Consider the following 13,442-nt stretch of genomic DNA (forward strand, 5'->3'; position numbering starts at 1 on the left):
CCCACGCTTACGCTCCCGTCCGATCGAGGGTGCGGTAGCTCTTCTCGACCGCGTCCGGCCTGCGCAGATACAACGGGACCAGCGGTTCGGGCACCGCGCGCGCCAGCACGGCGGGTGCGGCCACGCGCACCAAGCCGGCCGGTGACGGGGTCTCCACCGGAAGAACCGGCAGATCGAACAGATCGACGTGGGACGCGGAGCCCGCGATCACCGTCGCCTGCTCGGTATCCAGCTCGCCGGGTTTGCCGACATCCGGGCCCGCGACGCGGCGCCCGATGCCGCCCATCGCCCACGGCAGGTCCTCGCGGTAGCGCGCGGAGTACACCTCGCGGCGACGGGCGTCGGTGACCACCAGCAGCTCCGCGCCGGGGGCCAGATCGCGCGCGCCGTCGGCGGCGATCGCATCCAGGCTGCATACGCCATACACCGGGATGCCGAGCGCGTCGCCGAACGCCGCCGCCGTCGCCATTCCGACGCGCAATCCGGTGAATGGACCCGGCCCGAGACCGACAACGACGGCCGCGATATCGGTCCTGGAACGACCTGCCTCGGTGAGGCATTCGAGGATCTGCGGGGTGAGCACCTCGGCGTGGGCGCGGGCGTCGACCCGCACCCTGACTGCGATGGTGCGCACGTCGGCCGGTGCCTCGGCACCGGCCGCGGACTGCTCCAGTTCCACCAATCCCGCTGTAACGGCGGGCGTCGCGGTGTCGACAGCAAGTACAAGCATGATTGGCCCAACGATACCGGTTGGTCCCCACGCGCCGCGCAGCCATGAGGGTCGCGGCCGGGATGCGTATGTGCCCGTCCCCGTCGAGGTTGCCCACGTCACAGCGTTGCCGGGCCGTGGCGGGCGCCTCGGAGTCGGGCCGCGTGTGGCGCAGGTACGCCCCACCGCGCAGCCGGGCACGGCGTGCCGAGGGGGCGCGCCTGTCCGAAGCGTGGGCGGGGTGCCCCTAGCCCGCGGCGGGATCGGCCTGGCGCTCAACCCATTCCCAGGTCGCGGTGCGCACTTCCGATTCCGGATCGCGGGCCAGCCGCACCCGCAGATGACGGTCGGAGAGGTGTTCCACGACACCACCGCCCCATTCGACGACGACCACCGCGTCATGCAGATCGGTGTCCAGATCGAGGGCGTCGAGTTCGTCCAGCCCGCCGCCGAGGCGATAGGCGTCGACGTGCACCAGGGCCACCGGCGCCGCGTCATCGCGTTCGCCTGCCCGATGTCTGCGGGCGATGATGAAGGTCGGCGAGCTGACTCGGCCCTGCACCCCGAGCCCGGCGGCGATGCCTCGGGTGAGTGCGGTCTTGCCCGCGCCGAGCGGACCGTCGAGCACCACGAGATCGCCCGCGGTCAGGTCTGCGGCCAGCTCGCGGCCGAGCGCCTCGGTGTCGTCCACGGTGGGCAGGACTCGCCGGTGTGGTTCAGTCACCGCTCACCTCCGGTGTGCCGGTCTCGGTGACGACGCCCGCGCGCAGCAGCAGCTGGTCGAGGGCGGTGTCGATCAGGTCGGGGAATTGCAGTTGGGGCATGTGCGCGGCATCCGGCAGTTCGACGAGTTCGGCGCCGGGCAGTTCGCGGGCCAGTGCGCGCGAATTGCGGAACGGAATGACCAGGTCGTGTTTACCGCCCATGATCAGCACCGGGATATCGGCCAGCACCGGCAGCGCGGCCGATTCGTCGTGCAGTTCGATCGCCTTCAGGAACTTGACGATCGTCTCGACGGGAGTGCGGTCGATCATCAGCGTGGCGAACCGCGACAGCGTCGGGCTCACCGGTCCATGGAACGAGCTGACGTGCAGGATCGGCGTGATCACGTGTTTGGCGGTCACCCGCCCGGTCTGCACCAGCGCGGGCGCGGTGTGCACCGCCATCCGGAACCCGTCCAGCGCCGGATTGCGCAACAGCTGCCCGATACCGGCGCCGGCCACCTCGGCCGCCGCCGTCGACAGCAGCGCCACGCCCGCCACCCGCTGCGCGAACAGGTCGGGGAACTGGGCGGCGGCGGCCAGGATCGCCATCCCGCCGAGCGAATGCCCGACCAGCACCAGCGGTCCGTCGGGCGCCTTCGCCTCGATGACGTGCGCCAGGTCGCGACCGAGTTGGCCGACGGTGCAGGTCTCGGTCTCCGGGACTCCCGAGCGCCCGTGTCCGCGCAGATCGAACAGCACCATCCGCACCTGCGGGCCCCAGCGTTGTTCGAGGTGGCGGCGCTGGAAGTGGAACGACTCCATGGTGTTGCAGAAACCGTGCACGAAGACGACGGTGACCGGCGCGTCGACGGGACCGCATTCCCTGGTGGCGAGCAGCACGCCGTCCTCGGCGCTGACCTCGTCGGCCGTGTCGGCATCGATGAGGGAGAAGTCTTCGCCACGGTAGGGGTCCCGGCTCACCGGCACGAGCACGCGCGCTCCAGCGCGGCGCAGCGCGTGCACGCCCGCCAATGCTCCGACCAGGCCCGCCGTCGCCATCCCACCGCGCAGGATGGTCACCCGCCTGCGGCTCACCGCGGACCGCCTCGGAAGCGGCGCACCACGCGGCCCCGGGGTGAACACACCACCTCGTAGTGGATGGTGTCGAGGAGGTCGGCCCAGTCCTGGGCGTGCGGTTCGCCGGATTCTCCGGTGCCGAACAGGATCGCGGTGTCACCCTCGGCGACGCCGTCGAGGTTGTCGCCGAGGTCGATGACCATCTGGTCCATGCACACTCGCCCGATGCTAGGGCGGCGTGCGCCTCGCACCCACACCTGGCAGCGTCCGCCGAGTCGGCGCGCGACGCCGTCGGCGTATCCGGCCGGGATGAGTGCGACGGTGGTGTCGTGCGGTGCGATCCATTCGTGCCCGTAGGAGACGCCCTCACCGGCGGCGACGTGTTTGATCAGCGAGACCTCGGCTTGGAAGGTCATCGCCGGGCGGAGGCCGAAATCGCCGAGTTCGGGGACCGGCGACAGCCCGTACATCGCGATGCCGGGCCGCACCATGTCGAAGGCCAGATCCGGGCGGGTCAGGGTGGCAGCCGAATTGGCCAGGTGCGTCACCTCCGGCACCAGGCCGTATTCCTTGGCGGTGGCGATGGCGTCGACGAAACGGTCGCGCTGGACGTCGATGGTGGGGTGATGTGGTTCGTCGGCGTGGGCCAGGTGGGAGAAGATCGCGCGCAATCGCAGCACCTGCTCGTCGACGAGGGGGCGCAGCGCGGTGAGTACGTCGCGATATTCGGTGACAGAGACACCGTTGCGGTTGAGTCCGGTATCGACCTTGAGCGTCAGCGTCGCGGTGCGCCCCAACTGCCGCGCCGCCGCCTCGACAGCCCGCAACTGCGACATCGAGGAGACGCCGATCTCGATATCGGCGGCGATGCCCGCACCGTAGTCGGCACCGGAGTTGTTGAGCCAGCACAGGATCGGGGCGGTGATCCCCGCCTCCCGTAGCTGCACCGCCTCGGTGATCGTGGTGACGCCGAGTTCGGCCGCTCCCGCCGCCAGCGCAGCCCGCCCGACCTCGACCGCGCCATGGTTGTAGCCGTCGGCCTTCACCACCGTCATCACCGCCGCGTCGCCGGCGTGCTCACGCAGGATCCGCACGTTATGAGCGATGGCATCCAGATCGACGACCGTCTCCACTTGCGCATTCACGATTCCCGATCCTGCCACCACGGGGGTCTCCGACGGTGAGCGACCACCTGTCATTCGCGGCGACGGTCCGATTAACTTGAAGCTACAACACAGCGCTCCGAGCGGCGACGCCGTGCATGTTGCGGCGCCCGGGGCGATCACTTGTTTCGACCTACGGCTCCGACCGCGGCAAGCACAGGACCGAGACCACTTCGCGAGGGTGATATCAGCCGGCAGAGAGCACACCGCCCGAGCCCTTCTCCAGGTCGCTCCGGCCACTCCCGCGGTGCCGAGCACCCGACACCGACGATCAGCACCGGCGATTCCACCACCGACCGCGACGCGCATGGCCCGAATCCCCGGGCGAAGATTGCGGGAATAATGCGGAGATCGGCGCGGCAGCTGGATCCTCGGCGGCAGAGAGCAGGCCGCCTGACCCATTCAATCTGCCAGCGCGCGCAGGGTGCGGATCGCCGGCCTGAGATGGTGCAGCAGCGGGGTCGCGGAGATCGGGGCAGCGGCCGGGCCCTCGGCGGCGGCGAGGTTGGCAGCGAGGGCATGGACGCGGGCGGCGGCAGCGGCGGACCAGGCCGGGTCCCGCCCCGCGGCGAGCAGGGCGCCGATCACGCCGGACAGGACGTCACCGGCACCGGCGGTCGACGCCCATGAGCCGCCCGCCTCGTTCACAAGGACCGGACGTCCAGGTTCGGCGATCAAGGTCGCGCGCCCTTTGAGCAGCACTGTGACTCCCCACGACTCGGCCAGCTCGCGGACCGCAGCCACTCGATCGTCGCCGAGCGGTTCCCCGGTGAGACGGGAGAACTCACCGGCATGCGGGGTCAGCACCGTCGGCGCGGTGCGCTCGCGCACCATGGCGGCATGGTCGGCGAGCAGAGTCAGGCCGTCGGCGTCGACGACCACGGGCAGGTCGGTCGACAGGATCTGCGCGAGGCGGGCCCATGCGCCGTCATCGGTGCCCGCGCCGGGGCCGAACACCCAGGATTGGACGCGGCCGGTCGAGGCGATATTGCGGGCGGCGACGACCTCGGGGTACGCCGCGAGCACATCCTCCGCCCCGGTGCCCGCGTAGCGGACCATGCCGGATGTCGCCGCGACCGCCGCTCCGGTACACAGCACCGCGGCGCCCGGATAGGCCGCGCTGCCCGCGCAGATCCCGGTGACGCCCTGGCTGTACTTATCGTCGGCGGCACCGGGCACCGGCCACCGCGCGCCGATCGCGGAGGGTTCGAGCGCGGCAAGATCTGGTGACGGGAGCCGTAACCCGATGGGCACCAACTCGATTCGCCCACACCACGCGGCAGCCAGCGCATGCACCGGTTTGTGCGCGCCGAAACTGACGGTCACCTGTGCACGCACCGCCGGACCGTGCACCGCACCGGTATCGGGATCGACCCCACTCGGCAGATCGGCCGCGACGATCGGCGCCTCGATCCTCGACACGATCTCCGCCGCGGCCGCCCGCAACGAACCGCGCCCGGAGATCCCGACGATCCCATCGATCACCAGGTCGGGATCACCGACCTCGGGCCGCACTCTGCCTCCGGCTTTCCGCAGCGCAGCAAGGCCTTCCACATGAGCCCGATCCGGATTCAACAGCACCGCGTCGACCGCGACCCCACGTCGTCGCAGGAAATAGCCGGCCCACAACGCGTCACCGCCGTTGTCACCCGACCCGACGAGCAATGTCACCGACCGCCCGGCCACGCCCCCGGTGCGGGCACGCAATTCCCCGGCGACGACGGTCGCCAATCCGTAGGCCGCGCGTCGCATCGGCACACCATCAGCGACCCTGGTGAACAGTTCCGCCTCGGCCGCCCGGACCGCATCGACGGTGAAATAGCCACGCTGTGACGACATCGGACACGCACCTCCACTGGTTGTTCGGGCCGTGACGTCAGCAGACTACGCTTGACCTTCATGGCCATGCCCCGTCGTCACGCCACCTCCGTCATCGCCGCCGGGTTCGTCCTGGCCGCGGCGCTACTGTCCGGATGCGGTTCCGACGACGAGAGTCCCTCCGAGCCCGCCACCAGCGCGACCTCGGCCGCTACCTCTGCCCCGGCTGCCCCGGCCACCGACAACGGGCAGGCGCAGACCTTCACCGTCACCGTCGACGATATGACCTTCTCCCCCGCCGATCTCACCATCTCCGTTGGCGACACCGTCACATGGAAGTTCGAGGACGACGTGGTGCACGGCGTGCAGGGCATCGGCGACAAGGCGATGGGCATCAACAGCCCGCTGTTCACCGAGGGCGAGTGGAGCTACACCTTCACCAGCGCCGGATCCTTCCGGTACCTGTGCCCGATCCATCCGGAGATGCGCGGCACGATCACCGTCGAATAGTCCTCAGACGGGACGATATTCGCGGGTACGCGGGCTTCCCGCGTTCAACGCCTCGACCGCCGAGACCAGCGGCGCCAGCTCTGGATTCGCGGCGGCCTGTTGTAGTGCGCTCGTCAGGGCTGCGTCATGGGTGGGGCGCGCCCGCTCGAGCAACTCGAGCCCCTTCGGCGTGACATCGGTGTAGATGCCGCGGCGGTCATCGGGGCACAGGTAGCGCTGCAGCAGTCCCCGATCCTCCAGCCGCGAGACCAGGCGCGTCGTCGCACTCTGACTCAACACGACCGCCTCGGCGACCTGGTTCATCCGCAGGTGCCCGCCCGGTCCGTCGTGCTGCCGAGACAGCACCACCAGCAGGGAGTATTCGCGCACGCTCAGATCGTGGCCGGTCTGCAAGGCGCGTTCGATATGCGCCTCGATCCGAGCGTGCAGCAGCGATAGCGCGTACCAGCCATCGGCGAGGCCGGTGAGGGCGGCATCGGCGGTCATGGTGGTCCTTCCCTCGGAACTCTCCTCCACAGGATAGATGACTTCCGAAATAGCCCGCGCTTGCAATTAAATGCATGTGCAATTATTGTCAACGCCTGTAAAGCTCATACGCAACATCAAGTGGAGGCTCATCCCATGCCGCTCGCACTGCTCGCCCTCACCCTCGGGGCGTTCGCCATCGGGACGACCGAATTCATCGTCGTCGGACTGCTGCCCGACATCGCTGCCGATTACGCGGTGTCCATCCCCACTGCCGGCCTGCTGGTCACCGGATACGCGCTCGGCGTCGTCGCAGGCGCGCCGGTCATGACCGGGCTCGGTACCCGTGTGTCTCGCAAACGCATGCTGCTCGGGTCATTGCTGCTACTGATCGCCGGAAATCTACTGTCGGCGCTGGCTCCGAGCTTCGCCCTCATGCTGACCGGGCGGATCGTGGCCTCGCTGGCGCACGGCGCGTTCTTCGGCATCGGCGCGGTCGTCGCGGGCAGCCTGGTCGCCGCGGAACGTAAGGCCGGCGCGATTGCCATCATGTTCACCGGCCTCACCGCCGCGACCGTCGTCGGCGTACCGCTCGGCACGCTGCTCGGACAGCAGTTCGGCTGGCGACTCACCTTCGCGCTGGTTGCGGTGATCGGCGTGATCGGGATGATCGGTGTCGCCGCGCTTGTCCCCGAGCAGCCCGCACCGCGTGAGGCCAGGCTGCGGACGGAATTCTCCGCGCTGGCCAATCCGCAGGTGCTGCTCGCCATGGCGATGACGGTCCTCGGCTTCGGTGGCGTGTTCGCGGCCATCACCTATCTCGCGCCGATGATGACCGAGGTCACCGGATATTCCGAAAGCTCGGTCACCTGGCTGCTCGTGCTGTTCGGACTGGGCATGTTCGCGGGCAACCTGATCGGTGGCCGCTACGCCGACCGCCATCTGATGCCGATGCTCTACGTCGCGCTCGGCCTGCTCGCCGCGGTCCTCGCGCTGTTCACCGTCACCGCGCACAGCAAGCCTCTTGCGGCAATCACCGTCGTGCTGATCGGGGCACTCGGATTCGCCACCGTCCCGCCCTTGCAGAAGCGAGTGCTCGATCAGGCAGCGGGCGCGCCGACCTTGGCTTCGGCGATCAATATCGGCGCGTTCAACCTCGGCAACGCGCTGGCGGCGTGGCTCGGCGGGCTCGTCATCTCCGCCGGTCTCGGCTACACCGCACCCAACTGGGTGGGGGCGCTGCTCGCCGTGAGTGCGCTTGGACTGGCAGTGCTGTCGGCAACGCTGGAACGCCGTGAAGTCTCGGCGAAGCAGGAGCACAGCGCCCAGGTCACGGCCGTCGACGATGACGTCATGGCACAGGTTCGGTAGCGCCGAACCAGCCGACCAGGTCATCGAACCGCGATCGACCGCACGCCGCCGTCGGCACCAGCCCCCGGCCGAGTGGCACCTCAGCGAGGGGCCTACTCGCGCGATGCCGCAGCCATGTGCCACTCGACGCCCTCGGTGGGGCGGCTCGGCGCTACGTGATACGGATCGGGACCGCATCGACCTGGCCGATTTCGGCCAGGTCGATGTTGGTCGTTTCAGGTACCTATTCGACCGTGACCGATTTCGCCAGGTTGCGAGGCTTGTCCACGTCGTAACCGCGCGCCTGCGCCACCTCGGCGGCGAAGATCTGCAACGGGATCGTCGACAGCAGCGGCTGGAACAGGGTCGGCGCGGACGGAATCTCGATGAGGTCGTCGGCGAACGGGCGCACCGTATCGTCGCCCTCCTCCGCGATGACGATCGTGCGCGCGCCACGCGCCTGGATCTCGCGGATATTGCTCAGCAGCTTCGAATGCAGTACCGCGCGCCCCTTCGGCGACGGCATCACCACGATCACCGGCAGCCCGTCCTCGATCAGGGCGATCGGTCCGTGCTTGAGCTCACCCGCAGCGAAACCCTCGGCATGCATGTACGCCAGCTCCTTGAGCTTGAGCGCACCTTCGAGCGCCACCGGGTAGCCGACGTGGCGACCCAGGAACAGCACCGTCGGCACCTGCGCCAGCTCACGTGCGATCGCCCGCACCTGCGGCGCCACCTCGAGCACCCGCGAGACCAGCTTCGGCATGGCCTCCAGCTCGGCGAACTCGCGCGCCACCTCGTCGGGGTACTTGGTGCCGCGCGCCTGCGCCAGCGCCAGCCCGACCAGGTAGTTGGCGGTCACCTGAGCCAGGAACGCCTTGGTCGAGGCGACACCGATCTCCGGTCCGGCCCTGGTGTAGAGCACCGCATCGGATTCGCGAGGAATCTGGGCGCCATTGGTATTGCAGATCGCCAGCACGCGCGCCTTCTGCTCCTTGGCGTGGCGCACCGCCTCCAGCGTATCGGCGGTTTCGCCGGACTGCGAGACCGCCACCACCAGCGTGGAGCGGTCCAGCACCGGGTCGCGGTAGCGGAATTCGCTGGCCAGCTCCACCTCGACGGGCAGCCTGGTCCAATGCTCGATCGCGTACTTGGCCAGCAAGCCCGAGTGGTAGGCGCTGCCGCAGGCGACGACGAACACCTTGTCGACGTCACGCAGTTCCTGATCGGCGAGGCGCTGCTCATCGAGCACGATCCGCCCCGAACCACCGTGGCTGGTGTCGAAATGCCCCATCAGGGTTTCGGCGACCGCGGCGGGCTGCTCCTCGATCTCCTTGAGCATGAAGTAATCGTGTCCGCCCTTTTCGGCGGCGGCCAGATCCCAGTCGATGGTGAACGGCCGAGTGCGCGAGCCCGCGTCGTCGCCGGAGAAGTCGGTGACCCGGTAGCTGTCGGCGGTGATCACCACAGCCTGGTCCTGGCCGAGCTCCACGGCCTCGCGGGTGTGCTCGATGAAGGCCGTCACATCCGAGGCGATGAACATCTCGCCCTTGCCCACACCCACTACCAGCGGGGTGGAGCGACGCGCGGCAATGATCTTGTCCGGATGCTCGGCATGGGTGAAGACCAGCGTGAACGCACCCTCGAGCCGGCGCAGCACAGCCAGCGCACTCGCCTCGAAGTCGCCCGCCGTCGGCCCTTCGGCGTAAGCGCGAGCCACCAGATGCACCGCGACCTCGGTGTCGGTGTCGCTGCGCAGCTCGACTCCGGCCTCCTCGAGCTCGCGACGCAGCGGCGCGAAATTCTCGATGATCCCGTTGTGCACCACAGCGACGGCACCCGCTCCGTCCCGATGCGGGTGCGCGTTGCGGTCGGTCGGCGCTCCGTGCGTGGCCCAGCGAGTGTGCCCCATACCGGTGCTGCCCGCGAACTGATCTGCACCGGCTTCGCCCAGCTCAGCCTCCAGATTCGCGAGGCGCCCGGCCTTGCGTTCCACCGCGATCGCGCCCGCGCCGTCGAGGATCGCGACCCCGGCAGAGTCGTATCCGCGATATTCCATGCGGCGCAACGCGTCGACGACGACGCCGAGAGCATCCCGGTACCCGACGTACCCCACGATTCCGCACATGGCTCACCAGAGTACTTATCGGATAACGTTCACGTCGTGTCGGCGTCTGTGAAATCCCTCCTGAGCACCCTGACCAGCCGCGGCCCGCATCGGGTGCTGCGCGGCAACCTGGCTATCGCGGGCCAGCCCGGCGTCGTGTACACCCCCGAATCCGGCCGCAATCTACCCGCGATCGCCTTCGGCCACGGCTGGATGACCGGCTCCGACAACTACCGGACCCTGCTCGAACACCTCGCGTCCTGGGGTTTCGTAGCCGCCGCCCCCGACACCGAACGCGGCCCCATCCCCTCCCACCTGGGCCTGGCCACCGACCTGCTCACCACCCTCGACATCTGCGCCGGAGTACGCCTCGGCGACGGCGACATCAGCGTCCACCCGGACCGGCTTGTTGTGGCCGGCCACGGCATGGGCGCGGGAGCAGCCGTCATCGCCGCCGCCCAACGCCGCGTCGCCGCCGTAGCCGCTCTCTTCCCGGCGCCGACCGCCCCCGCCGCCGAATCGATCGCCGCCGACATCGACACCCCGGCCCTCATCCTCGCCGGCGCCACCGACCTCCGCTCCACCAACTCCAACGCCATCCCGTTGGCCGCAGCCTGGGGCGGCCCGATGCTCCTGCGCACGATCGACAAGGCCTCCGCCGACGGCCTGGCCGAAGGCCGCCGCCTGATAGCCCTACTCGGCGCAGGCAAACACGAACACAAAACCACCCGAACCACCCGAGCCCTGCTCACCGGCTACCTGCTCGCGACGGTCCAGGGCGACAAAACCTACGCCCCCTTCGCCGACCCCGAGGCGTCCATCCCCCACACCCACCTCATCGACCCCAGCGCCGACGAGGCGCCCGTCGACAAGCCGAGCCCGGCGAAGTTGGGGCAGTTGGTTGCTCTTCTGCGGAAGTAGCGCCTGGCCGTCACGTCAACCAGCGACTGCCGCAACCGACAACGGCGAGTGGCACACCATCGCGGCACCTCTCGGGTTTCGCCTCGCTGATGTGCCACTCGTTATCACGTTGTCCGACAGGACCCGCCACGCTGACTAGACCAACCAACTCTTCCGCTGGTAGTACTGCGATTCCTCGTCGTCCTCGTCGATCGGCACAACCACATCCTTGGACTGCCGCGCCGCCATAGACCGAGCGATAGCGTCCCGCTGCTCACGAGCCTCAGCCTCGACGCGTTCCCGTTCTTCGGCGGCGAGCCTTTCCTTCTCGGCCTCGGCCTCCGCCGCTTCGCGATCCTTGTCAGCCTCCGCCTGAGCCTTTTCGTACTCCTCGGCCTGTTCCTCCCAGAACTGGCGCATGTCGATAGCCGCCTGTTCGTCCAGTTCGCGGCTCTTTTGTGCAGTGCGCCGATCGATGTCGTCCAATTCGTCGATCAGCATCGCGCAACGGCGACGAGTTTCCTCGACGATGCTGTCTATGTCGGTCTCGTAGCTCACGATTCTGGTCCTCCTCGGCTATCGGTTCTCACTCACGAAAAGTGCCTCATAGCGGGCCCGCTTCGGACAGTTCGGCACCGGTGTCGAATGGCTGCGGCGGAACCGGCTGCGGCGGCACGGGCTGGGCCGGCGGCACAGGTTCGGGGATGGGAACCGGCTCGGGCACGAAACCCGGATCGACGCCGCCCTCGACCTCAGGCGTCGGATAGTTCTGCGACTTGTGCTCGCCATCCTCTTCTCGCTTGCCACCGGGCACACCGCGCGGCATCGAGCCGCCTCCGGACTGCCCCTGGTTCTGGTCCGAGTTCTCGCCTTGTTCCCCCTCCGGCTTCTCCTCGCCAGTCTTGCCTCCTTCACCGACGACCACCGGCAGCCCCTGCTCATTGAGTTCGACCTTGTAGTCCATGGTCGTTCCATCCGGCTCCGTGACAACCATCTTCAGCTGTCCATCCGGACCCATCTCGAGTTTCACCTGCTTCCCGGCAAGGTCGAGGCCCCCATCCTCGTCCGGCTTCCCATCGCCATCCTTGTCGTTATCGGGCACACCGTCTCCGTCGGCGTCCACCAAGCCCGAAGCGTTCGCTTGCAGTTGCTGTATTGCGCCGTCGACACCGTCGGTGATCGCACCCGCCAACGAAGTCAGGCCATCCCCGACCGCAGAAGCAACCGTGGTGATCAACGGTGAAAGCTCGGTCGCCACATCGGCCAACGCCGCCAAACCGCTCACTAATGAGTCGGTCGCCGAGTCGTCGTCGTCTTCTTCCTCCTCAGTCGACGGCGTACTCGGCGTGCTAGGAGTCGAGGGCGTACTCGGCGTACTCGGCGTACTCGGCGTGCTTGGCGTACTCGGTGTGCTCGGCTGGCTTGGCGTGCTCGGAGTCTGCGGACCCTCCGGGCACGGGTAGGGCTCCTCGGTTAGATCGGCGAATGGCGCAATTATTCCGTCATAAATAACCTCGATGCCATTATTCGCGGTGTCGCATGCCCCGGTGAAAACCGACATTTTCTGCGGGTATTCAACCTTCAGCACATTGTCGACCCAGTGATGGCAACGAGCCTCAATTTTGTCGGCATACGGAGTACCCTGAATCAAGAGACCCGTGCCACCGCCCGTCGAAAGATACTTGTTGACGCTCCCGCCCACTCCCGAACTGAGCTCGGGGAATATCCTTTCAATTTTACTCAGCAGCGTGTCGCTCGACCACTCATTAGTTGCGCCGATGTCGCGCCCTGCAACGATCGCCTCGACATCATCGACCGTTTTGCCACCCATTCTTACATAACCGTTGTCGAGAAATTTGAAAACTAAGTCCGCTTTTGCCTTCACGACAGTACGCAAAGCTTCAGGCGCTTTGTTGAGCTCAGTCCACACCTTTTCAGCCGTCGCGATATCCTTCTCAGCCATAGACAGCTGCGTGCCGAACATCCCGGTCGCCTTCGTCGCAGATTCGCCCTGCCATATGGTCGGCATGGTCTGCGCATAGCCCTTTTGTACGCCGTGCTGTTCTTTCGCTCCGTCGATGGCTTGTTTCAGTCCGTCGGCAGCATTCTGAATCTTGTCATCATCGAGCTCGCGCTGCTCGTCGTAACGTTGGCAAAGCTTGTTGTAGCTGAGGATCCCCGCGGGCGCGTCGCCGGAAACCGCCTTTTCATACAACGGACCGAACTTCTCAAAGTATCGCAGCCCCGCAGCGCCCCAGTCCAAAATCTCGGAAACGCCACCGCTTGTGGGCATACCAGCAGAGTATTCACCAGCCAAAGGACTCAGCTCCCGGTCTTCCCTGTGTTCGTGGCGTTCTGCAGGTCAACGTTGGAAATCGACACCGCAGAGGCACCCACTCCCTGACCTGTGAGAGTTCCCGCCTCTGCCCAATCTTCGAGCCACTTCCGAACAGCTTCTAGCCCGGACTGGATCTTCTTTCCCTTGTCCTCGTAATTCCTCCCCACCTCCGCGGTACCGATCATATTGTCTGCGACCTTCTTGACCTGGTCCTTGACCGCTGCGGCGGAACTACTGATATCGGCCCCCAGCTTCTCCAGCTCAGCGGTCTTTGCACCGACCGTCGTCATAGCCCAGTCCC

Annotated in this window: 13 protein-coding genes; 3 read left to right on the forward strand and 10 right to left on the reverse strand. The window is 67.5% G+C overall.

Annotation, left to right across the window (positions count from 1 at the left end; translation table 11 throughout):
* Positions 1-7 precede the first annotated feature (7 nt).
* From tsaB to ACFXNW_RS25450, 5 genes are all read right to left on the reverse strand, one after another.
* Entirely contained in the window at positions 8-730 is a 723-nt protein-coding gene (gene tsaB / locus ACFXNW_RS25430) for a tRNA (adenosine(37)-N6)-threonylcarbamoyltransferase complex dimerization subunit type 1 TsaB (RefSeq protein ID WP_379420300.1), read from the reverse strand.
* Positions 731-956: 226 nt separating this feature from the next.
* The gene (gene tsaE / locus ACFXNW_RS25435) at positions 957-1,433 is read right to left on the reverse strand and encodes a tRNA (adenosine(37)-N6)-threonylcarbamoyltransferase complex ATPase subunit type 1 TsaE (protein ID WP_379420301.1); all 477 of its coding nucleotides are present in this window, start codon (positions 1,431-1,433) and stop codon (positions 957-959) included.
* Positions 1,426-2,508, reverse strand: a complete 1,083-nt coding sequence (locus tag ACFXNW_RS25440) for an alpha/beta fold hydrolase (protein WP_379420302.1) — start codon at positions 2,506-2,508, stop codon at positions 1,426-1,428. The genes tsaE and ACFXNW_RS25440 overlap by 8 nt, the downstream gene beginning before the upstream one ends.
* Entirely contained in the window at positions 2,505-3,689 is a 1,185-nt protein-coding gene (gene alr / locus ACFXNW_RS25445; protein ID WP_379420303.1) for an alanine racemase, read from the reverse strand. Before alr ends, ACFXNW_RS25440 begins: the two co-directional genes overlap by 4 nt.
* Positions 3,690-4,055: 366 nt before the next feature.
* Entirely contained in the window at positions 4,056-5,492 is a 1,437-nt protein-coding gene (locus ACFXNW_RS25450) for an NAD(P)H-hydrate dehydratase (protein WP_379420304.1), read from the reverse strand.
* A gap of 60 nt (positions 5,493-5,552) precedes the next feature.
* Between ACFXNW_RS25450 and ACFXNW_RS25455 the strand changes: the two genes are divergently transcribed.
* Positions 5,553-5,981, forward strand: coding sequence for a plastocyanin/azurin family copper-binding protein (locus tag ACFXNW_RS25455; RefSeq protein WP_379420305.1), 429 nt, complete (start codon positions 5,553-5,555; stop codon positions 5,979-5,981).
* Positions 5,982-5,984: 3 nt separating this feature from the next.
* On the opposite strand, the gene ACFXNW_RS25460 is transcribed toward ACFXNW_RS25455, so the two are convergent.
* Positions 5,985-6,467, reverse strand: coding sequence for a MarR family winged helix-turn-helix transcriptional regulator (locus tag ACFXNW_RS25460; protein ID WP_379420306.1), 483 nt, complete (start codon positions 6,465-6,467; stop codon positions 5,985-5,987).
* Positions 6,468-6,602: 135 nt separating this feature from the next.
* Between ACFXNW_RS25460 and ACFXNW_RS25465 the strand changes: the two genes are divergently transcribed.
* Complete coding sequence (locus tag ACFXNW_RS25465; RefSeq protein ID WP_379420307.1) at positions 6,603-7,817, forward strand: MFS transporter; 1,215 nt, start codon at positions 6,603-6,605, stop codon at positions 7,815-7,817.
* A gap of 223 nt (positions 7,818-8,040) precedes the next feature.
* Here ACFXNW_RS25465 and glmS read toward each other — a convergent pair whose 3' ends face one another.
* Positions 8,041-9,924, reverse strand: a complete 1,884-nt coding sequence (glmS, locus tag ACFXNW_RS25470) for a glutamine--fructose-6-phosphate transaminase (isomerizing) (protein ID WP_379420308.1) — start codon at positions 9,922-9,924, stop codon at positions 8,041-8,043.
* A 36-nt stretch (positions 9,925-9,960) separates the two neighbouring features.
* Between glmS and ACFXNW_RS25475 the strand changes: the two genes are divergently transcribed.
* Positions 9,961-10,824 (forward strand): dienelactone hydrolase family protein, encoded by an 864-nt coding sequence (locus tag ACFXNW_RS25475; RefSeq protein WP_379420309.1) that lies wholly within the window; start codon positions 9,961-9,963, stop codon positions 10,822-10,824.
* 135 nt (positions 10,825-10,959) lie between these two features.
* Here ACFXNW_RS25475 and ACFXNW_RS25480 read toward each other — a convergent pair whose 3' ends face one another.
* From ACFXNW_RS25480 to ACFXNW_RS25490, 3 genes are read right to left on the reverse strand one after another with little or no spacing between them, the layout of a single operon-like run.
* A complete protein-coding gene (locus ACFXNW_RS25480; protein WP_379420310.1) occupies positions 10,960-11,361 on the reverse strand; it encodes a hypothetical protein in 402 nt (133 codons plus the stop codon).
* Between the two features lie 46 nt (positions 11,362-11,407).
* Positions 11,408-13,096: a hypothetical protein gene (locus ACFXNW_RS25485; protein ID WP_379420311.1), complete on the reverse strand. Its 1,689-nt coding sequence runs from the start codon at positions 13,094-13,096 to the stop codon at positions 11,408-11,410.
* A 29-nt stretch (positions 13,097-13,125) separates the two neighbouring features.
* Positions 13,126-13,431, reverse strand: coding sequence for a hypothetical protein (locus tag ACFXNW_RS25490; RefSeq protein WP_379420312.1), 306 nt, complete (start codon positions 13,429-13,431; stop codon positions 13,126-13,128).
* Positions 13,432-13,442 lie beyond the last annotated feature (11 nt).

The sequence above is a fragment of the Nocardia sp. NPDC059180 genome (assembly GCF_042754945.1).
GTDB lineage: Bacteria > Actinomycetota > Actinomycetes > Mycobacteriales > Mycobacteriaceae > Nocardia.